Consider the following 20152-nt stretch of genomic DNA (forward strand, 5'->3'; position numbering starts at 1 on the left):
CTCGCTCAATGCGGTGCGACCACCGCACCGGACCGGACCGGAGCCACGGTCCGCGATCCGGTCAGCAGATTGTCGCACCACGTCCGAAGGGCGCCCTCCGGGCCTTCCGGAAGGCGCCGTATGCCGTCCGGGCCCCGGAAGGCGCTGCCCGCCGTCCTGCCGGGCCCTCTCGCGCCGTCAGCCCTCGGTCAGGCGGCCGACCTCCTGCGGGTCGAGACCGGTGAGCTGCGCGATGCGGGGCGCGGGGATGCCGGCGGTCAGGGCACGGTGGACGAGCGACTCCCGTTCCCGTGCGGCGTCCCGGAAGTCGAGCAGTTCGGACTCGATGTCCGTCACCGACCGCGGGGCGCACGCCTGTTGCACCCGGATGGTCTCCTCGGGGCTCAGCGGCACGGGCAGCCGCTCGGCCTCCTCCGGAATGATCGCCTCAGTCTCCGCGGGGAGAATGCGGACGAGCTCCGAGGAGGCCGACACCCCATGGGCGTGCAGCCATCCCTGGACAGCGGGGGTCTCGCGGCACTCCAGGTCGCCGACGGCGGCGAGGGGCGCCCCGATCAGGGGGTGGCGTGCGGGCAGCAGAAACAGGCAGGCATCGTCGGCCATGGCAGCAGAACCGTTCCTTCATCGTAGGTCAGCGGCGTCTGATGCTAGCGCCGGGAGACGCATCCGGGACGCCCCCGGCGCCCCTCTCCCCGACCTCACCGGGCACCTCACCGCAGAGGGCGGTGTTGCGCCGATCGGCCGATGCGACGCATCAGGTGGCCGGGGCCGGGTAGCGGAGCGGGGAAGCGGACCAGAGAGGCGGGCACTTGATGTTCCCTTCGCAGGACGTAGTCAAGCTGATCCTCAAGGACCACCGGATCGCGGAGGACCTGCTGCGGCAGTTGAGCCACGGCGGCCCATCCGAACACCGCCACGCCCTGCGGGACTTCGCGCAGCTCTACATCGCCCACGTACGGGCCGAGGAGACGGAGGTCTACCCCGCGCTCCTGCGGTACGGAGGCATCGACAACGGCCAGATCCGGCGCGGTGTGGCCCGCCACGGTGAGGGCACCGAGGCCCTGCTCGACCTCCTGGAGGCCGACGAGCGGAGCCCCTGCGCATGGGACGCCCGGCTGGAGGAACTCGTCACCTCGGTGACCGACTACGCGGACGAGACGGAACGGACGCTCCTCGTGGACGCCGGTGAGCGGGTCACCCGGGCCGGACGCATCCGCCTCGGCGCCGCGTTCGCGAGGGAGCGCGCCGAGCAACTGCGTACGTGCTGCGGGGACATGGACGACGTACGACGCATGGTGCACGGCTGATCACCGGCTCGCCCGGCGGAGCCACGCGGTCCGGTACATCCCGCCACGGTTCGACGGGCCGGCCCTTCCTGGAGGTGGAGGCACTGATGGCACGCACACGCGGCACGGCACGCTCACGTCGTACGGCACGCACACGCCTCACGGCACGCTCACGTCGCCACGAGGAAGCGGCGGGGACCGCCGGCGAGCCCGAGCCCGAGCCGCGCAAGGCGCCGCTGCCGCCGCTGGTGCGGGCGGTCACGATGCTTGCCGCCTTCGTCGGCATGGTCGCCTTCGCCGTGGTGCTGGCCCGTCTCACGCTGGAGCCGTCGGCGGCCTCCGTGAGCCTGACCCACAGCAACCTCACACCCGGGGACTCCATACGGGACTACCTGGCCCAGCCGGGTTTCCGTGACACGGTCAAGCAGATCGGCGGCAACATCCTGCTCGGGGTGCCGTTCGGCCTGCTGCTGCCCGTGCTCCTCCCCCGCACCCGCGGCCTGCTGAGGGTGGCGCTGGCCACGGCGGTGACCATGGTCCTGGTCGAGCTGGCACAGGGCATCCTCGTGACGGGCCGGACCTTCGACATCGACGACGTCATCCTCAACACCACGGGCGCGCTGCTCGGCTATCTCGTCCTGGGGCGCAGGCTCGGCCGGGCCGTCCACCCCCGGCGGCACCACTGGTGGCACCGCTTCACCAAGCGCGATGCCCAGCGTGATGCCCGCCAGGGTTGGTGAATCACCCACGCAGCGGAAGTGAAATGTCACCCAACGCGTTTATTCTGCGCACGTTTGGTTACACGCTGTAGCTGAAGCCTCGCTTGAGGGAGTCTCTGAGGAAGGCAGGCACATGTCCGTAAGCATGCTGGCCATCCTGGGCGCGGCCGTGGCGATCATCACTGCGCTGCTGCTCGCCCGCCCGCTGAACCAGACGAGTACCGACGACCTCCGGCGCCGCTTCGGTCCCGAGTTCGACCGCGCGGTGGCGGAGCACCAGGGGGACACGGCAGCCGCCGAGCGCGAGCTCAGTGAGCGCCTGCGGCGCTTCGGCAACCTCCGCGTCAAGGGGCTGAGCACGCCGACCCGTGAGCGGTACAGCTCCTCGTGGGCCGAGTTGCAGGAGCGGTTCGCCGACGCTCCGGGACAGACGGTCGCGCTGGCCAACGCCCTGCTCAACCGGCTCGCCGTGGAGCGCGGCTTCCCCGCGGAGTCACGCGTGCGCCAGGCCGACGCCCTCTCCCTGCACTGCCCGCGGCACGCCCACGGCAGCCGTGAACTGCACGAGGCAGCGCGGCGCGCGGCCGCGGGCGAGACCGACCCCGAGGCCATGCGGCACGCCATGCTCGCCGGGCACGAGCTCTTCCACGAGCTGCTGATGCCCCGCCCGCAGGACCGCAGGGCCGACGCGTCCGCGGGTCTCGCGCGACCGCACCGTCCCTTCGGCCTGCCGACCCAGCGCTCGGCGCACCCGACCCGCCACTGAGGCCGACTCCCGGCCGCCGCTGTCGATCACACGAGCAGCGGTGGCCAGGAGGAGTACCTCCCGGCCACCGCTGTGTCCCTGTGTCCCGCGCCCGGCGCCCGGCGCGAGCGGAAAGGGTGCGTCAGACCGCCGCCCCGAGCGTGGAGTCGATCTCGCGGCAGAAGTCCTTGAGATCACCCGGATTGCGCGAGGTGATGAGATCCCAGTCCTCGGCGCCGCAGTGCATGACGGACTTGTCGACCCACGTGCCCTTGGCGTTACGGATGTCGGTGGCGACCGAGGCGTACGAGGTGAGGGTCTTGCCCGCAAGGACGTCGGCCTCGACCAGCAGCCATGGGCCGTGGCAGATCGCGGCCACCTTCTTGCCCGCCCGGGCGAACGTACGCACCGCGTTCACCGCGTCCTCGTCGAGCCGCAGGTTGTCGGCGTTGATCGTGCCGCCGGGCACCACGAGCAGGTCGTACGAGGACACGTCCGCGTCCGAGATCTTCAGGTCCGGCCGGACCGTCTTGCCGGGGTCCTTGTCGCCGACGAGGGTCTGGATCTCCTCCGCCGAGACGGCGGCGACGTCGACGTGCGCGCCCCGGTCGCGCAGGTGCTCCACCGGCACCACCAGTTCGTCCTGTTCGATCCCGTAGTTGGACACGATCGCCAGAACGCGGTGGCCGTCCAGGGTGTTCTCAGCCATGACGCTTCCTTTCCTTCCTGCTGTGGTTGCTCGGTCGTGCGCGGATCGGGTGCCCCGTGCCCCGCGGGGCATGCGGGACCAACGTCTCCTGCCGGGCGGGCAGAAAGTCTGCCGTTTCTGCCGTTTCCGCCGTTTCCGCCGTTGATCAGTAGAGCTTGTTCACCGCCGTGACGGTCGTCTTCTTGAAGTCGGCGACCTGGGCGTCGGCGAAGCCACCCATCTGGCCCCACTGCACGAGCGTCACGGTGTTGCCGTCACGTCCCACCGAGAACATGTTGATGTCGGAGGCGCCCCAGGTGGCGTTCGTGTGGACGCCGTAGACGTACGCGCCCTCCTCGACGTTCAGCTTGCCGTAGTACTTCTGCTCCGCGGTGATGTCGGGGTTCTCCTCCATCACCTTCTTCGCGCATCCGTCGAGCTTGGTGCGCAGCAGGGCCGCGTAGTCCTTGGCCCGCCGCTCACTGCGCTCGACGACCGTCACCTGCAAGGCGCCGGTGTCCAGGTCGGTGCGGTAGGCGCGGTGCACGGAGGTGGACGGGAGCGCCTCGCCGACGCACATCGGCAGCGGGTCCGGCTGCCCCGCCGTGACCGGTCCCGCGGTCCAGGCCGACGTCGGGTGCGGCGGAAGCTGGGAAGGTGCCAGGAAGCGGGGCGTACCGGCCGCGGAAGCCGGTACCGTCCCGGCGGCGACACCGGCCGTCGCCGCCACCGCTGCCGCGGCGACCAGGCCCTTGTTCACACGCATGCTCGTCTTCATCGATTCCCCCAGGTCATCAGAGTTCAGGTCGTCAGAGTTCAGGTCGTCAGAGTTCAGGACGTCGGATCTCGCATGGTCGGGTCCTTTTCGGGCGAACATATCCGTCCTTTTGATCCGACATCCCTTACGACCCGCCAGGCCCCCAACACGTTGTCCTTCCGCACGTCACAGCTCTGTCCCGCATGTCACCGAACGGCAACAGCGCCGACGGCCACGGATCACGGATGTGGGGACGCGGGGACGTCAGACGAGACCCGTCACGGTCACCGTGACCCGTGGGTCGTCCGTCGCCCCCGTCGCCTGCCGCAGCGCGCCGACGACCGCCGCGCGCACCTCCCGCGTCACGTCCACGGCCCGGTGGCCGCGGCGCAGCACGACGTGCACCTCGGCCTGCCAGCTCCCCCTGTCCCGCGTCACCCGCACGCCTGAGGCGTACGAGGGACCGTCCGACGCGCCGCTGCCGGGGCGCACCCGGGCCAAGGCCTTCGAGGCGCGGATGAGCTGGGCGAGGCCCGGCCGCAGGAAGGCGACCCCGGGGGTGGCGAGCACCGCCCTTCCCACGGCCTCGGTCAGCTCACCGGAGGCCAGTCGCTCGGTCACGGCCGCTCCTCGCTGTCGTCGATGATGTCCGCGATCGTCACGTCGACGGAGACGACCCGCATGCCGAGCTCGGCGTCGGCGGCTTCGAGGACCCGGTGGCGCACCTTGTCCGCGACCTCCTGGAGACCCCAGGTGAGTGCCACCTCCACCGCCAGGCGGATGACGACGGGGCCACGCCGCAAGCGCTGCGCCGAAGCCGCGTCGGGCATCAGGTCGGGCACGGCCTCGATGCGGCAACTGCCCGCCCGTACCCCCGGCAGCGTCTCGGCCGCCGTACGGATCACCCGGGCGGCGGCTGCCTCCACGATCCAGGCGTCCTCGTCGTCCTCGCCGAGCGGCAGCGTGCGGCCCGGCCGCAGTTCGAGGCGGACCACGTCCATGACGCGGCCCACCAGCGCCGAGGCGTCCTGTTCGTCCGCCGCGGGGTCCGTGTCCCGCGCGGTGGTGACGACGTCCTCCAGGCGCCGCAGGGAGTTCAGCGCCTCGGTGCAGTGCGGGCACCCGGCGGCGTGGGGGTCGGGCTCGCCGGTCTCGTGGCGTTCCCAGACGCTCCACAGTTCCCTGCCGCAGGGCAGCAGCTCCCGTTCCGCCCGGTCGTGCTCCGGGCCGCTCCCGCCGACGGCGCCGTGCCCGCCGCCCGGTCCTGTCTCCTCGTTCACCGCCATGCGGCCATCGCCTCCGTGAGATAGCGCCGTGCCCTGAAGACACGGCCGCGCACCGCCTCCGGACTGATGCCGACGGACTCGGCGATGGTTTCGTAGGCGAGGCCGTTGAGTTCGCGCAGCACCCAGCAGACACGCTGTTCCGGTGAGAGCCCCGCCATCGCCCTGGACAGGTCGGCCGCGGCGGCGTGGGATTCGGCCACTCTGGCCGGGGACGCCACGTGTTCGGGCGCCTGCGGTTCGGGCACGCCCTCCAGGTCGACGGAGGGCCTGCGCGAACGCAGCACGTTCAGGCACCGGTTGGTGACGATGCGATGTATCCACGTGCTGAACCGCGCGTCCCTGCGGAACTCCGGCAGCTTGCGCCAAGCGCTCACGAACGACTCCTGTACGGCGTCCTCGGCCTCCGTCCGGCTTCCGAGCAGCCGCGTCGCGAGCCGCAGCAGAGCGGGGGCATGGCGGCGCATCAGCTCCTCGAAGGCCTCTTCGTCGCCTTCCCCGGCGCGTACCGCCAGCAATCCGTCGTGGCGCCGTGCGGACGCGTCCGCTTCGTCCTCCGGCGCTCCGCCCCGTTCCCCGGGCACACGCGGCTCCTCTCGTCCAGGTCGTGCTCCTACGACACATGGAAGGCCGTCCGCCTTACGCGGCGAGGGCACGTTACCCGCCGCGGCGAAAAAACTTTCTGAGGCGCGTAACGACGTTCCGGCATCCGTGTCGGACAGAAGAGAGTGGGCACGGGCAGGCGCATCCGTGACACGAGCGGGCGCCGGACCCACCGGACAGCACAGACAGCACAGACAACGCAGACGAACGACTCTGACTACGAGGGGCAGCCGTCATGGCGACTCAGGACATTCACTCGAACGCGACCACGACCGCGACCACGACCTCGGCCTCCGGCGACATCGGCCGCACCGACACGTCGCAGAAGAGCGCGGGCAGCACCACCGTGACCGGCGGGACCGGCCCGTCCGAGCCGGCCGCGACGCGCGGCAAGACCTCCATCGCCGACGTGGTGGTCGTGAAGATCGCCGGTATGGCGGCGCGCGAGATCCCCGGCGTGTACGACATGGGCGGCGGGCTCTCCCGCACGCTCGGCGCGGTCCGCGACCGCGTTCCCGGTGGCCGGCCCAACGTCGGGCGCGGCGTGAAGGTCGAGGTCGGCGAGCGGCAGACCGCCATCGACCTGGACATCGTCGTCGAGTACGGCGTGCCGATCACCGACGTCGCCCACGACGTCCGCGAGAACGTCATCGCCGCCGTGGAGCGGATCACCGGCCTTGAGGTCGTCGAGGTGAACGTCGCGGTCAACGACGTGCGGCTGCCCGGCGACGAGACCGCGGACTCGACGGGCGACGCACGGGTGGAGTAGCCCCCGCCCGGCTACCAGGCCCGGCAGGGCGGTCCTTCCCGGGCCAGGCAGCGCGGTCCCTCCTGTTCCGATGTCGCGGGGTTCCGCGGTGAGAGGTGAGTGGTGAACACAGCTCTGGTAGGCATGATCGCCGGGATGGCTCTGGGGTTCGCGGGCTGGTTCGGCGGCTTCGGTGCCTTCCTCCTGGTGGCCGCGCTCGGCGCGGTCGGCTTCGTCGTGGGACGTCTCGTGGACGACGGCACGGACATACGGGAGTTCCTCGGCGGCCGTGGCCGGGGTGGCCGATGAGCGGCCCGGCGGCGGAGCGCGGCTCGACGACCGTGGCCGACCGCGCGGTGCGCCGCATCGCCGAGCGGGCGGCCACCGAGGCCCTCGGCCCGGGAGAGGTCCAGGTCGGCCGGGGCTCCGCCACCGTGCGGGGCCGCCGGGCCCGGGTCGGCGTCACGGTGACCCTGCCCTACCCCGCCGTGCTCGACGAGGCGGGCGAACACGTGCGCTCACACGTCGCCGACCGCACGGCGCTGCTCACCGGGCTCGCCGTGCCGTCGGCCCGCGTACGGGTGCGGGGGCTGCGTGTACGGGAACGGGCGGAGCAGGGGGCGCGGGAGACGTCCGTCGAGGCGGCTCAGGCGGCTGAGTTCCGCTCGCGCAGGCCGTGGTCGGAGCGGCGGGCGCCCGTCGCCGTGCCGGCCTTCCTGTTCGCCGCGGTCTGCGGGCTGCTCCTCTACGACGTCGTCTCCGTGCACGCGGCCGGGCGAGCGCCCGCGCGGTGGCGGACGCGTTCGCTGGAGTGGCTGTCCGCCCACGGTCCGGACAGCGCGGCCTGGCCCGGCCTGGTGATCGCCGTCGGCGTCCTCGTGCTCGGCGCGTGGCTGCTGGTCCTCGCCGTCACGCCCGGTCTGCGCGGCCGGCTTCCCATGGCGGCGCCGGCGGGCGTGCGGGCGACCGTCGACCGACGTGCCGTCGCCCTGCTGGTGCGGGACGCCGTGTCCGACGTGCCGGGCGTCGGCCCCGTACGGGTCGACGTCGGCCGGCGGCACGCCCGGGTGCGGGCGGGCCTGCGGTTCGGCGCGCGGGAGTCGGCTCGCGTGGCCGTGGTCGAGGCGGCGGAGGAGTCGGTGGCCGCGTGCGGCCTGGCGAGGCCTCTCCGGGTCCGCGTCCGGGTGCGCACCGAACCGGCCTGGAGTCCGCCGCCGGAGCCGCGGGCCGCCGTGCCGGATTCGACTGCCGGAGGGGGCAGCGCCGATGAGCGGACTGCGTAACTCCACCAACCGGGGGGCGCTGTTCGTGCTGGCGGCCGCGCTGGTGGTCGCGGGGGCGGCGCTGGCCTCCGTGACGGATCTCGTGCGGGACCGGCTGCCCGCGGGCTGGCCCCGGCTTCCGGCCGACCGGGTGTGGCTCGGGGAGGAAACTCTCGGGCGGTGGCGCGACCGGGGGTGGTGGACGCCTGTGGTGATCGCCGCGCTCTGCCTCGGGGTCCTGCTGTTCCTGTGGTGGGCCGTGGGTCAGTTGCGGACGGGACGCCTGCGGGAGCTGGCGCTCGGGCAGGGGGATGTCACGCTGTCGGGCTCCGCGTTGGCCTCCGCGATGGCGGAGCGGGCCCGTGCGGTGCCTGGCGTGGCCGATGCGCGCGTGGTGCTGTGCGGGCGCCCCCGGCGGCTGCGGGTGCGGGTCACGCTGACGCTCGCGTCCGATGCGGGTCCGGGGGCGGTGCTGCGGGAACTGACGGAGGAGGCTGTGGCGGAGCTGCGGGCTGCCGCGGCGCCGCGGGAGGTGGAGGCGGAGGTGCGGTTGGCAGTGCCGTTGCCTCGGCGGTGGGGGCGGGGATGGGGGCGGGGGCGGGGACGGGGACGGCTTCGCTGAGGAGGGGGTGGATGCTCGCCTTGGCTTCGGGCACCGTTCGCGCAGTTCCCCGCGCCCCTGTCCCCCCGCAAGGCCATGCGCCCTCGCCACAGCAGCCTCCCCTAACGTTGCGTGGGCTCGTCGGGCGGCGTTTCGCAGCAGGCGTCCCTTCGCATCTGGCGGGATGTTTCCAGCCAGCCCTCGGGCGGGGGTGGCCGGCGTTCGTGGGAGGTGAAGGCGGCCACCAGGTCTTCGGTGCGGTGGTGGACTCCGGCTCGTACGACCTCCGTCGTGCGTACCAGCGTGGCGAAGTCGGTGAACGGGTCGCCGTCCACCACCGTGAGGTCGGCGAGCTTGCCGGGCTCCACCGTGCCCAGCTCCGCGTCCAGGCCGAAGAGTCTGGCCGGCAGTACCGTCGCCGTGCGCAGGGCGGCTGCCGGGGACAGGCCGCCGCGGTGCAGGGCCCGCAGGCCCAGGTGGAGTGCGAGGCCCACCGGGACCAGGGGCTGGTCCGTGCCGAGGGCCACCAGGCCGCCCGCGGCCAGGACGCGGCGGTAGACGTCGGTCTCCGTGCGCAGCGTGGCCAGTTGCGCGGCGGTCGGCGGGACGCCCGCCGCGGCCTTGATCTGCGCGGCGTCCCACGGTGGCATCACCGCCGTGACCCGGGGGTCCTCCGCGAGGCGGGGGTCCGCGCCGAGCAGCGGCGCCGAGGTGAAGGGCGTGGCGATCAGGGCGAAGCCCGTGCCGTAGACGGCCAGGACGTCGTCCCACGCCTTGCCCGACGCGGTCACCGCGTGGCCGGACTCCGCCCGCTGCGTCGCCTGGAGATGTGTCGTCAGGTCCTGGCCGAGCTGGACGCCGGGTGACAGCAGGTGCCCGCCGCACCGCACGCCCAGGCGCTCGTGCGCGAAACGCGCGGCCTCCCGCATCACCCACCCCGGCGCCCGTACGTAGGTCTTGACGAAGTCCCAGTCCAGCGCGGCGCCCCGTTCGAGCGACCGGCGCAGGCCCGCCATGCTCGTGTGGGCCCGGCCCATGCTGTACGCGACGCGGGCGCCGTCCAGCAGTTCCCCCGTGGTGAGCAGGCGCGGTCCCACGAGCTCGCCCGAGGCCACGGCTTCCCTGACGCGTGCCTGTTCGAAGGCGAACCCGCCGAGCGACACCGCCGTGGTGATGCCGTAGGTCAACTGGCCGACCGTCTGCCGGCCCCCGTACGTGCTCTGCCAGGGGTGCGTGTGGCTGTCCCAGAGGCCGGGCACGACCGTGCGCCGCGAGGCGTCGATGCGGCGGTCGGACCGTGTGCCCCTGCGCACCCGGTGCGGCTCGACCGCCCGGATACGGCCGTCCCGGACGATGATGTCGATGTCCTCCCGGGTTCCCTCACCCGTCCCGTCCCACAGTTTCCCCGCGTGCACCACCATGTCGTCGGGGGCGGGCCTGCGGCTGTTCAGGGTCACGGGGACCGTCCGCGGACGGCCGCCGTCCGCTTCGATCGTGCGCAGCCGGGTGCCCGACAGGTAGAGGAGCGTGCGTGAGTCGCCCGACCAGGACGGGTGGTCGGCCGGTTCGTCGGTGAGGGTGCGCGGTCCGCCGCGTGGGGTGCCGTCGGCGGAGACGGGCAGGACGCACAGCGCGGAGTCCACGATCACCGCCATGTGGCGGCCGTCCGGCGACCAGACGGGCCCGGAGTCGTACCGGTCGGCGAGCGAGGTGTGGAGGGCGACGGCGTGCAGCCGGTCCTCGCCCGTGGTGGCGTCGACGACGCGGATGAGGTTGTAGCCCTCGCGGAAGCGGAAGTTGAGCCGGTTGCGGTCGCACAGGGCGAGGTACCGGCCGTCGGGCGACCAGCTCGGCCTGCCGGGCAGTCCTCCCCCGCCGAGCGGGGTGGCGAGTGTGCGTTCGGTGCCGTCGGCCAGGTCGCGGACGATCAGCTTTCCGGTCAGGTCGAGGCAGGCGAGCCGCTTTCCGTCGGGTGAGAGCACGGGGTGGACCCGGCCGCCGGTGGCGAGCGGTGTCTCGGTGCCGGTGGCCAGGTCGTGCCGGTACACGCCGAGCAGCCCGTCGCGGTCGTCGGCGTAGACGAGCGACGTGCCGTCCCTGGCCCAGGTGGGGCCGAGCAGGTAGGCGGTGGGGGCCGATCTGCGCAGCCGCCGGGGCCCTCTGCCGCCCTTGGTGTCCGCGAGCCAGAGGGAGTTGAGCGCGGCGAAGGCGATCCGCCGCCCGTCCGGCGAGAGCGCGGGCAGGTGGATGCCGCGCACCGGACCGCCGCGGCCGAGGCCCAGGTCGTACTCCTTCACCCGGTACCGGGGGCGGTCCAGCGGCACGGTGGCGTCGAACGGGATCGTCTCGGCCGTGCCCGGGTCGTTCGGGCGTACGAGGGTGAAGCGGCCGTCCACGGTGAGCAGCAGCCTGCCGTCCGGGGTCCAGCGCGGCGGTACGGGGGCGACATCGCCGTCGAGGGCGACGGGGGTGCCGTCGACGACGAGGGTGCAGGAGGCGTGGGGCGCGGCGGTGACGCGCAGATAGGCCAGGCGGTCGCCGTCGGCGGCGACGGCCGGGGTCATCACCTGGGCGGCCTCGGTCTCGGTGCGGACGGTGGTGACGGGGCCCGCTCCCCCGGCGGCGACCGCCGCGACGGTACGGGCTTCGAGGGCGGTGCCCTGGGGCGCGGCGACGGTTTTCCCGCGGACGAACAGGATGCGCTCGCCGTCCGGTGACCAGGTGGGGTCGAAGTCCTCCCAGCGGCCGTCCTGGAGCGGCCCCTCCTGGCCCGGCAGGCCGGTCACGCGGGTGATGTCGCCACTGGCGAGGTGGAGGACGTGGATGCGGTACGGGCCGCCCTTCACGGGGTCGCCGCCCCGCTCCGACGCGAAGGCGATGCGCGTGCCGTCGGGTGACCAGGCGGGGCCCCGGTCGTCCCAGGGCCCTTCGGTGCGGCGGCGCAGCCCGGTGCCGTCCGGGCGCATCGTCCAGAGGTGGAAGCCGCCGTCCCGGTACGCCCCGAACGCGATCAGGGCGCCGTCCGGTGAGTGCACGGGCCGGTTGGGCTCAAGCTCCGGGGAGGTCAGGGGCACGGCTTCGCCGCCCGTGCGGGGCACTGACCAGAGCATGGCCTGCGCCTCGGCGACGAGCCTGCCGCCGCCGGAGGGGAGGGTGGCCGCCCCGTTGGTGACGCGGGTGAAGGAGAGGGGCACGGCGGTCCGCCGGCGGGCGGGGGCAGGGCCGGCGTCCAGGGCCACGAGCGCCCCGCCGACCCCGGCGGCGACAATCAGCTGACGACGAGACAGAGGCAACGGGGCGGCGCTGCGGTCACAGTCCATGGCAGAGCACACTCGCGCACCGCGAAGGCAGGGGCAACACCCACGGCGGTGGCGCTGCCCCTTTCGGTCACGTGCCCCGCTCAGCGGCTCAGGGGCCGGCCGCGCCGTCCCGCTCCCGCTTGAGGTTGCGCATGGCCTCGGTCACCGTGCACCGGGTGGTCCAGCGGGCGGCCCCGCGCTTGTCGCGCCCCTCGAAGACCTGACCCACCCGGACGGGCCCGGCCGCGTCGGCGACGGCGTGGGCCGCGCGGGCCGCGCGCGTTCCTTCGTCAGCGCGTTGATGACCTGGCGGGCCAGGAGCGGATCGGCCGGCAGCGTGTGCGCGGCGAACCAGCGGGCCGCCGTGGGGTCGGGCGAGGGCTCGACGAACTCCGCGCCCGCGTAGTCGTCGAGCGGCGGGTCGTACACGTAGCCGCAGACGAGCCCGTGGTCCACCAGGCGGCAGAGCAGGGCGTCGCGGTCGTGGACCAGGAGGGGGACGCGGAAGAGCGGCAGCGGACCGCCCCGCGCCGGGTCGTCGCACAGCGCCTGGCCGGCCCAGGCGGTGGCGCCGAGCAGCGAGACGCCGATGCGCCGGCGGGCGAGGTCGCCCTCCAGCCGGTCCAGGCGGAGCTTCACCTGGCCGCGGACCAGCGCGCCGTGCCGCGCGCGGAAGCCGTGCAGGTCGACGCGGACCCATGACTCGTACGCGGCCAGGCTCGGCGCCCGGTGCGCCGCCAGGGCGAGCTGCCCCGGGCGCAGGTCCATGCGGATGGTGTCGCGTTCGAGGAGGCCGAGGCGCTGCATCGTCCGCCACACCGGGCGCACGAGCCCCGCGGAGCGCACGGCCGAGCGGGCCAGCGGGCGCAGCGTGGCGGCCAGGTCGTGGCGCAGGCGGCGCGGCGTCAGGAGCTCGTCGCGCAGGAGCTCCATCTCCCGCCGGGTGCGCGCGTCCTCGACGGCGAGGAAACCGCCGGCCATCGCCGCCACGTGTTTGGACAGGCTGAACGCGCCCGCCTTGCCGAACGTCCCGATCGGCCGGCCGTCGACGCGTGTGCCGATGGCGTGCGCCGCGTCCTCGAACAGAGGGATACCCAACTGGTCGCAGTGCTTGCGCAGTTCGACCACGCGGTCCGGCACCCCGTACAGGTTCGTGGTCAGGACCGCGTCGACGTCGCGCCACGTCGACTCGGGGACGGCGGCCGGGTCGATGTTGCCGTCCCAGGCGGAGACCGGGGCCTGTACGGGGCGCAGGCCCGCCGCGAGGACCACGAAGAGGATCACGTCGTCGTTGACGGGTGACATCAGCACCCGTCCGCCCGGCCGGCACCAGCGCCGCAGTGCCAGGTAGAGCGCGAGGCGGGCCGACGGCGTGTAGACGCACTCGCGCCCGAGGCGCCGGGTCATCTCCTCGGCCAGCCGTGATCCGTACGGCACGGGCATCCCGCCTCTTCCGCTGCATCGCGTGGATGGGGCCGCCCGGGAGAGGTCCGGCCTCTCGGGGGCGTCGAGCGGGGCCGGCCGTGCTCAGGACGGCCGGCCCGTGGAGAAGACGTGCTCAGCGCGTGCGGAGCGGCTGGGCCGCGGGGTTCGGCAGGCTCGACGCGCGCGGTGTGCCGACCGCCTTCAGGGGCCGGTGGGCCGGTTGCCGCGGCGCGGGGTGGGCGAGGACTGTGTTCCGCAGTCCATGCGCCGGTCTGCGCCCCATACGGTGCGCCCCCGCCACCGCCATCGGACCTGAACCGTTGCTGTTGGATCGCATGGGCGACCGCTCCCCCCGTCGACGCTGCCGCGTCCTGCCGGATCCCCGGATTCCGTGCCGCTCCGCGCGTACGCCCCTGTCAGGGCCGACGACCGATGCGAACTGCGCGGCGGTGCTCAAAGGTCGCGAAACCGTACGCACGTGTCAAGGGTGCTGACCGGCATCGCGCCTCACATGCCTTCTTGGCCAGCGGTGTTGTGGGGTTCGGCGCACGCTTTGCCGATCTGGGCCAGCGCCTCGCGCAGACTGTTCGGCCGCAGTGTTCCGCGCACGGCGGGGCCCGCCCAGCCGGGGCCGCCCAGCATGACGACGGGCCCGCCTCTCGCGCCCCGCACGCCCCAGCGGAGGTCGGCCAGGTGCCGGGCCAGCGGCACGCTCGCGGTGGACCGGGCCTGCGACCAGAGGAAGACCACCGGCGGGCCCGTCCTGCGGACCGCGGCGGAGACCGCCTCGACGGGCACGGCCGCGCCGAACATGCGCTGGGGCACGCCGAGTTCACCCAGGGCGGCGCTGAGCGCCTCCAGCGGGAGCGAGTGCTGTTCACCGGGGACGCAGGCCAGGAGCAGCGGGGCCGCGGCGGACGGGGCGAGGGGGGCCGCGGCGCAGCGGTGCAGGGTGCGGGAGACCTGCCAGGACAGCAGGTGCTCGACCTCCACGTACCGGTCGCCGGACTCCTCCCACTTGCGGCCCACCGCGTGCAGCGTCGGCATGATCACCTCGTGCCAGGCGTCGACGAGGCCGTGCCGCTGCACCGCGCCGGTCAGCAACTCCTGGACCATAGGGGCGTCGAGGCGTACGGCGGCGCGGGAGAGACCCTTGCGCTGCCGTATGAACATCTCCGGGGACGAGGGCCGGGTGCGGCGTGCCCGCCGGGGCCTCGGCACCGGCACGGACGGCGCCTCGCCGGCGAGTTTCAGCGCCGCGTGCGCGGCCTCGGCGGGCGGCACCCCGGCTGCGGTGAGCCGGCCCATCTCCTCGACCATGGCCACGTCCCGCTCGGTCCAGCGGCGGTGGTGGCCGGGCTCCCGCCGGGCGGGGCCGAGTCCGTACCTCCGGTCCCAGGTGCGCAGCGTCGTCGGTGACACCCCGAGCCGCCTCGCCAGCGCGCCGGTGGTGACTCCGGTGTCCCCGGGACCGCCGTCCCGCGGACTGCGCCGGGCGTGCTCCTCGCGCCCCCCAGACTCATCCATGCGCCCCCCTGACTCAGCCATCGGCCCACGATACGACGCACGACCGACGCATGTTGCCGCGTGATCACGGCTGTCCCGAAGATGTCCTCGCCGCGGCCGGGACCGCGGTGCGCCTGCCCGGTCACGACCCATTGGCGGCGCTTGCCGACCGATTCGAGGAGCTGGCGGAGGGTCGATGACCACAGCGGTGTCACCGCGGCCCGCCGAGGGCCCGGCCGCGCTCCACGCCGGCGACGAGGGCATGGTGCCCGTGGTCGACCGGGTGCCGCCGTGACCCCGCGGCCCGCGCGTCTCAGCGGGGTCGGTGCCGCTGAGGCCCGTGCCGCCGGTGTCCGTGAACCGGCGGCCGCGGGGCCGTGGGTGGTGTGCGCGTCACGCCGTACCGCCCACGGCCCCGTCCCGCACGGAAGCCGCCCCGCTCAGGCCGCGGACGCCTTGTCCGCGATGACGCGCTCCTCGCCCACGGGATGCGTCACGTGGTGCGTCAGCGCGGCCAGCACGCCGCCCACCAGCGGCGCCAGGATGAACAGCCAGAGCTGCGACAGGGCCCCTCCCCCGGCGAACAGGGCCGGACCCAGGCTGCGCGCGGGGTTGACGGACGTACCGGTCAGCGGGATGCCGACCAGGTGGATGACGGCCAGCGCGATACCGATCGGCAGCCCGTCGAAGCCGGTGACCGCCACGCGGTGCGTGACCCCGAGGACCACGAACACCAGCAGGAACGTCAGCACCATCTCGGCGAGGAAGGCGCCGCCGATGTTGATGCCGACCGCGGACCGGTCGCCGTAGCCGTTGCTGCCGAAGGAGCCGCTCGTCCGCAGCCCCGGCACCTGCTTGGCGAGCAGGAAGAGCAGGGCCGCGCCGATGATGCCGCCGACGATCTGGGCGACCCAGTACGTGACGGCGGTGCGGACGTCGATGCGGCGCGCGCAGAGCATGCCGAGGGTGACGGCGGGGTTCACGTGACAGCCCGAGATCGGGCCGAGTGTGTAGGCGAGGGCCAGCAGCGTGAAACCGAAGGCCAGCGCGATGCCGAGGGTGCCGATGTACTCCACGGCGAGCACCGCCGACCCCACGGCGAAGAAGACCAGGAGCAACGTACCGAGGAACTCCGAGATCACCGCTCTTGTCTCCACAGCTACCACCTCGCAGGATCTGCCGGACTGTCCGGTCATCGTCCCTTCGGCCGCCCGTGCCCGCCTTTCGGGCGACCCGGGAGAAGACGGACAGCCGGCCGTGCGGACGGCGGTCCTCTCAGGCCAGACCATGTCCCTCGCGCCAGACCTCTCGTCCCTCGCTCCGTACCCCCGAACGGGTGACGGCGATGGTTGAAGACCGGTGATTTCGCCGATGCGCACGGCAGGGGATCGCCCGGACAGTGGCCGCTGCCGACAGACGCCTTCCCCCGAAAGGAACCCACCGTCGTGCAGCAGCCCAGCAACGAGACCCAGACCATCACCGCCACCACGCCGCCCCCCGGCGGAAACCGGACCCGCACCCGCACCCGCCTCCTGCGGGCCGGCCTCGCCGCCCTGCTGGCCGCGGGCGGCCTGATGACCGCCCAGACGGGCAGCGCGGGCGCCGCGGACAACCCGTACGAGCGGGGCCCGGCGCCGACCGTGTCGAGCATCGAGGCGTCGCGCGGCCACTACTCCGTGTCCGAGGCGCGCGTGTCGTCCCTGAGCGTCAGCGACTTCGGCGGCGGGACCATCTACTACCCGACGTCGACCGGTGACGGCACGTTCGGCGCCGTCGCGATCTCGCCGGGCTACACGGGCACCCAGTCGTCCATCTCCTGGCTGGGCCCGCGGCTCGCCTCGCAGGGCTTCGTCGTCTTCACCATCGACACCCTCAGCACGCTCGACCAGCCCTCCAGCCGGGGCCGGCAGCTGCTGGCCGCGCTGGACTACCTGACCGAGCGCAGCACCGTACGCGGCCGGATCGACAGCAGCAGACTCGGCGTCATGGGCCACTCGATGGGTGGCGGCGGCTCCCTGGAGGCCGCCAAGAGCCGTCCCGCGCTCCAGGCGGCGATCCCGCTGACGGGCTGGAACCTCGACAAGAGCTGGCCGGAGCTGCGCACGCCCACGCTCCTCGTCGGCGCCGACGGCGACAGCATCGCCCCGGTCGGCTCCCACTCGGAGCCCTTCTACGAGAGCCTGCCCGGCTCCCTCGACAAGGCGTACCTGGAGCTGAACGGCGCGAGCCACTTCACTCCGAACACCTCCAACACCACGATCGCGAAGTACAGCGTCTCGTGGCTCAAGCGCTTCATCGACAACGACGTGCGCTACGAGCAGTTCCTCTGCCCGCTGCCACGCCCGAGCCTGACCATCGAGGAGTACCGGGGGAACTGCCCGCACACCTCCTGAGCAACGCCTTCCGCATCGGTTTACGCGGCAGTAACGTGACGGTCGTGGCCGGACCGACGACCGTGACGAGACCTTGCCGGATATACGGCCGGAGCGCCCCGCTGCGCGCCGTCGACGCCCTGTCGGACGGCGTGCACGCGGGCCGTGGCGGAGCCCTGGTGCTCGCCGCGGCTCCCGGGCTCGGGCGCACCACGCTGCTCGCGCACGCCGCCCGCGCCTTCCGCTCGCGCCACCCGTCGGGCGGGGGCACGGTCCTGAGCACGCGTGCCGTGCCCGCCGAGAGCCTGATCCCCCGCAGCGGACTGCACTCCCTGTGGTGTGCGGGGGCGGACCTGCCCGCACCTCCGGCGGAACCGGGGGCCCTGCTCGCCAGGGTGCGCGACCTGGCGGGCGGCGGCCCCCTCCTGCTCTGCGTGGACGACTTCCATCTGTGGGACGCGGCGTCCCGCGCCGCCCTCGGCTTCACCGCCCGCCGCCTGAACGGGCCGCACCCCGTCGGCCTCCTCGTCTCCGTCGCCGAGCGCCGCGCCGACGATCCGCACCTGGCCGAGCTGCCCGTGCTGCGCCTGGATCCGCTCGCGCCCGACGAGGCGGGCGCGCTCCTCGACGAGCTCACACGGGGCGGCGCCGATCCCGTCGTACGGGACGAGCTGCTGCGGGCGGCGGGCGGCAACCCGGGCCTCCTCCACGGCCTCGTCGCCGGCCTGACCCCACGCCAGCTCTCCGGGCGGGCGGCGCTGCCCCGCCCGCTGCCCGCGCATGCGGCACCGCGCTACGGCGGGATGGCCCCGGAGACCACGGAGCTGCTGCTGCTCGCCGCCGCGGCCCATGTGCCGGGGGCCGAGCAAGCGGGCGCCGACGCCGATCTCGTCCTGCGGGCCGCCGCGGCCGCGGGCCTGGACGGCGCGGCGCTCGGTCCCGCGGAGGCGGCCGGGATCGTGCACCTCGCGGACGGCCGTGTCCGCTTCGACGCCCCCGGGCCGCGCGAGACGCTCTACGCCGACGCCCCGCCCGCGCGGCGCCGGGCCGCCCACCGGCTGCTCGCCGCCGCCCTCGACGACATCCGCACCCCGCCGCTCCACCACCGCCTGCACCGGGCGCTGGCGGCGACCGCTCCCGACCCCGGCCTCGCCGCAGCGCTGGTCGCCGCCGCGCACGACGCGGGCACGGGCACCTCCCACGCCGAGCGGGCGGCGGCCCTGGCCGCCGCGGCGGACCTCACCGAGGCCGCGCGGGACCGCGCGCTGCGCAGGTCGGCGGCCGCCGACCACGCCCGGCTCGCGGGCAGGCCCGCCCGGGCCAGGGAGCTGCTGGCCACCGCGCGCTCCGAGTCGACCGACCCGCTGGTGCGCGGAGCCGTCGAACTGACCCGGGGGCGGCTCGCCCTCGGGGACGGCCCCGTGGCCGACGCCCGCGAGGCGCTGCTGCTCGCGGCGGAGCTGCTCCTGCCGCACGACCCGGACGCCGCCGCGGAGGCCCGGTTCTGCGCCATGGCGGCGGCCTGGGCCATGGGGGACGCCACGGCCTACCTCTCCGCGCTCGGCACTCCCTGGGCCGCCGGCTCCGCAAGGCAGGACCGTACGAACGCCGATCCTCAGGCGGCGGAGGCGCAGGAGGCGGAGGAGTACCGCGCCGCCATGTCCGTCGTCATGCGCGGGCGGCTCGGCGTGGCGAGCCGCGGGCTGCGCAAGGTCGTCGAACAGGGCGAGCGGGCCGACGAGCCCGGGCGTCTGCTGCGGGCCGGGGTCGCCGCGCTCGTGGTCGGGGACCTCGCCGCGGCCTCCCGCATCAACGCCCGGGCGCTGGCCGCCGCGCGCTCGGGGGGCACGGACATCCACGTACCGCAGGCCCTTGAGTACCTGGCCTACGCGGAGCTGCGCGCCGGGCGGCACGCGCGGGCCAGGGCGCACGCCGAGGAGGGGCTGCGGGCCGCGGAGGCCACCGGGCAGTGCAACATCGCCGCCCAGCACCACGCGATCCTCGCCCTGGTGGCGTCGGTCGAGGGCGAGGACGAGGCGGTCACCGCGCGGGCCTCGGCCGCCGCGAGGATCGCCGACCGGCACGGCCTCGTCCAGGCATCGACGCTGGCCCAGTGGGCGCTGGCCCGCCTTGAGCTGAGCCGTGGCCGCGCGCCGGAGGCCGCCGCGCGGCTCGGCCCCGTGGTGCGGCCGGGCCCGCGGCGCGGCCACTTCGCCGTGCGGATGCTCGCCGTGCCCTGTTACGTGGAGGCGGCCGTGCTCGCCGGGGAGGGCGAGCGGGCGCGGGCCTGCGTCGCGGAGTTCGCCGAGTGGGCGGCCCAGGGCGCCGATCCGCAGGCCCCCGCGCAACTGGCCCGCTGCCACGCGCTGCTCGCCGGCCCCGAGGAGAGCGACGCCCTCTACGCCGCCGCGCTCGCCCGCCACGAACTGTCGGGCGGCGACTTCGAGAACGCCCGCACCCAGCTCCTGTACGGCAAGTCGCTGCGCCGCAGGCGCCGCCCCGGTGAGGCCAGGGGCAGGCTGCGGGACGCCCTGGTCTCGTTCGAACGCTGCGGGGCGCGGGCCTGGGCCGAACAGGCGCGGGCCGAGCTGCGCGCCACGGGCGAGGCCGGAGCCGCCGAGCCGCCGGGGGGCCGGTTGTCGTGCCTGACCCCGCAGCAGCTCAGGATCGCCCGCTGTGTCGCGGAGGGCGCCACCAACCGCGAGGTGGCCCGGCGTCTCTCGGTGAGTCCGCGCACCGTCGACCACCACCTGCGGAACGTCTTCGCGCTGCTCGGGGTACGCTCGCGCGTCGAACTGTCCCGGCTCGTGGCCCGCTGCGAACAGCTCTCCGCGCACGACGGGCGTTAGGCCATCCGG

The 20152-nt window shown here is 74.3% G+C and carries 19 protein-coding genes; 9 read left to right on the forward strand and 10 right to left on the reverse strand.

Annotated elements, in window-relative coordinates; translation table 11 throughout:
- Positions 1-177: 177 nt before the first annotated feature.
- Positions 178-603 (reverse strand): DUF6003 family protein, encoded by a 426-nt coding sequence (locus tag ACRAKF_RS03100; protein WP_447035186.1) that lies wholly within the window; start codon positions 601-603, stop codon positions 178-180.
- 209 nt (positions 604-812) lie between these two features.
- On the opposite strand from ACRAKF_RS03100, the gene ACRAKF_RS03105 reads away from it, so the two are divergent.
- The 3 genes from ACRAKF_RS03105 (at position 813) to ACRAKF_RS03115 (ending at position 2771) form a co-directional block, all read left to right on the forward strand.
- Positions 813-1307, forward strand: coding sequence for a hemerythrin domain-containing protein (locus tag ACRAKF_RS03105; protein WP_447035187.1), 495 nt, complete (start codon positions 813-815; stop codon positions 1305-1307).
- An 86-nt stretch (positions 1308-1393) separates the two neighbouring features.
- Positions 1394-2026 carry a VanZ family protein gene (locus ACRAKF_RS03110; protein ID WP_447035188.1) on the forward strand — a complete coding sequence of 211 codons (633 nt, stop codon included), beginning with the start codon at positions 1394-1396 and terminating at the stop codon, positions 2024-2026.
- A gap of 112 nt (positions 2027-2138) precedes the next feature.
- Positions 2139-2771 carry a hypothetical protein gene (locus tag ACRAKF_RS03115; protein WP_447035190.1) on the forward strand — a complete coding sequence of 211 codons (633 nt, stop codon included), beginning with the start codon at positions 2139-2141 and terminating at the stop codon, positions 2769-2771.
- Between the two features lie 121 nt (positions 2772-2892).
- Here the strand turns inward: ACRAKF_RS03115 and ACRAKF_RS03120 are convergent, their stop codons facing one another.
- The 5 genes from ACRAKF_RS03120 to ACRAKF_RS03140 form a co-directional block, all read right to left on the reverse strand.
- A complete protein-coding gene (locus tag ACRAKF_RS03120) occupies positions 2893-3459 on the reverse strand; it encodes a type 1 glutamine amidotransferase domain-containing protein (protein WP_447035191.1) in 567 nt (188 codons plus the stop codon).
- A 145-nt stretch (positions 3460-3604) separates the two neighbouring features.
- Positions 3605-4204 (reverse strand): hypothetical protein, encoded by a 600-nt coding sequence (locus ACRAKF_RS03125; protein WP_447035192.1) that lies wholly within the window; start codon positions 4202-4204, stop codon positions 3605-3607.
- Between the two features lie 255 nt (positions 4205-4459).
- Entirely contained in the window at positions 4460-4816 is a 357-nt protein-coding gene (locus tag ACRAKF_RS03130) for an Asp23/Gls24 family envelope stress response protein (RefSeq protein WP_447035193.1), read from the reverse strand.
- Positions 4813-5481, reverse strand: coding sequence for an Asp23/Gls24 family envelope stress response protein (locus tag ACRAKF_RS03135; protein WP_447035194.1), 669 nt, complete (start codon positions 5479-5481; stop codon positions 4813-4815). The genes ACRAKF_RS03130 and ACRAKF_RS03135 overlap by 4 nt, the downstream gene beginning before the upstream one ends.
- A complete protein-coding gene (locus tag ACRAKF_RS03140) occupies positions 5472-5996 on the reverse strand; it encodes an RNA polymerase sigma factor (protein ID WP_447041777.1) in 525 nt (174 codons plus the stop codon). Before ACRAKF_RS03140 ends, ACRAKF_RS03135 begins: the two co-directional genes overlap by 10 nt.
- Positions 5997-6316: 320 nt before the next feature.
- Here ACRAKF_RS03140 and ACRAKF_RS03145 point away from each other — a divergent pair, with 320 nt between their 5' ends.
- From ACRAKF_RS03145 to ACRAKF_RS03160, 4 genes are all read left to right on the forward strand, one after another.
- Positions 6317-6850, forward strand: coding sequence for an Asp23/Gls24 family envelope stress response protein (locus tag ACRAKF_RS03145; RefSeq protein ID WP_447035195.1), 534 nt, complete (start codon positions 6317-6319; stop codon positions 6848-6850).
- Between the two features lie 102 nt (positions 6851-6952).
- The gene (locus tag ACRAKF_RS03150) at positions 6953-7138 is read left to right on the forward strand and encodes a hypothetical protein (protein WP_447035197.1); all 186 of its coding nucleotides are present in this window, start codon (positions 6953-6955) and stop codon (positions 7136-7138) included.
- The gene (locus tag ACRAKF_RS03155) at positions 7135-8112 is read left to right on the forward strand and encodes a DUF6286 domain-containing Asp23/Gls24 family envelope stress response protein (protein WP_447035198.1); all 978 of its coding nucleotides are present in this window, start codon (positions 7135-7137) and stop codon (positions 8110-8112) included. The genes ACRAKF_RS03150 and ACRAKF_RS03155 overlap by 4 nt, the downstream gene beginning before the upstream one ends.
- Positions 8096-8713, forward strand: coding sequence for an alkaline shock response membrane anchor protein AmaP (locus ACRAKF_RS03160; RefSeq protein ID WP_447035199.1), 618 nt, complete (start codon positions 8096-8098; stop codon positions 8711-8713). The genes ACRAKF_RS03155 and ACRAKF_RS03160 overlap by 17 nt, the downstream gene beginning before the upstream one ends.
- A 101-nt stretch (positions 8714-8814) precedes the next feature.
- Here the strand turns inward: ACRAKF_RS03160 and ACRAKF_RS03165 are convergent, their stop codons facing one another.
- The 4 genes from ACRAKF_RS03165 to ACRAKF_RS03180 all read right to left on the reverse strand — a co-directional run bounded on the left by ACRAKF_RS03165 (position 8815) and on the right by ACRAKF_RS03180 (position 16118).
- Positions 8815-12012, reverse strand: a complete 3198-nt coding sequence (locus tag ACRAKF_RS03165; protein ID WP_447035200.1) for an amidohydrolase family protein — start codon at positions 12010-12012, stop codon at positions 8815-8817.
- A 141-nt stretch (positions 12013-12153) separates the two neighbouring features.
- Positions 12154-13434: a DegT/DnrJ/EryC1/StrS family aminotransferase gene (locus tag ACRAKF_RS03170; protein ID WP_447035201.1), complete on the reverse strand. Its 1281-nt coding sequence runs from the start codon at positions 13432-13434 to the stop codon at positions 12154-12156.
- A gap of 489 nt (positions 13435-13923) precedes the next feature.
- The gene (locus tag ACRAKF_RS03175; RefSeq protein ID WP_447035203.1) at positions 13924-14943 is read right to left on the reverse strand and encodes a MerR family transcriptional regulator; all 1020 of its coding nucleotides are present in this window, start codon (positions 14941-14943) and stop codon (positions 13924-13926) included.
- A gap of 419 nt (positions 14944-15362) precedes the next feature.
- A complete protein-coding gene (locus tag ACRAKF_RS03180; RefSeq protein WP_447035204.1) occupies positions 15363-16118 on the reverse strand; it encodes an MIP family channel protein in 756 nt (251 codons plus the stop codon).
- Positions 16119-16397: 279 nt separating this feature from the next.
- On the opposite strand from ACRAKF_RS03180, the gene bdeA reads away from it, so the two are divergent.
- Both bdeA and ACRAKF_RS03190 read left to right on the forward strand, forming a co-directional pair.
- On the forward strand, positions 16398-17315 hold the full coding sequence (gene bdeA, locus ACRAKF_RS03185; protein ID WP_447041779.1) for a bis(hydroxyethyl) terephthalate hydrolase: 918 nt from the start codon (positions 16398-16400) through the stop codon (positions 17313-17315).
- A 44-nt stretch (positions 17316-17359) separates the two neighbouring features.
- The gene (locus ACRAKF_RS03190; RefSeq protein WP_447035205.1) at positions 17360-20143 is read left to right on the forward strand and encodes a LuxR C-terminal-related transcriptional regulator; all 2784 of its coding nucleotides are present in this window, start codon (positions 17360-17362) and stop codon (positions 20141-20143) included.
- Positions 20144-20152: the final 9 nt, after the last annotated feature.

It is taken from the genome of Streptomyces sp. DSM 118878 (genome assembly GCF_052936595.1).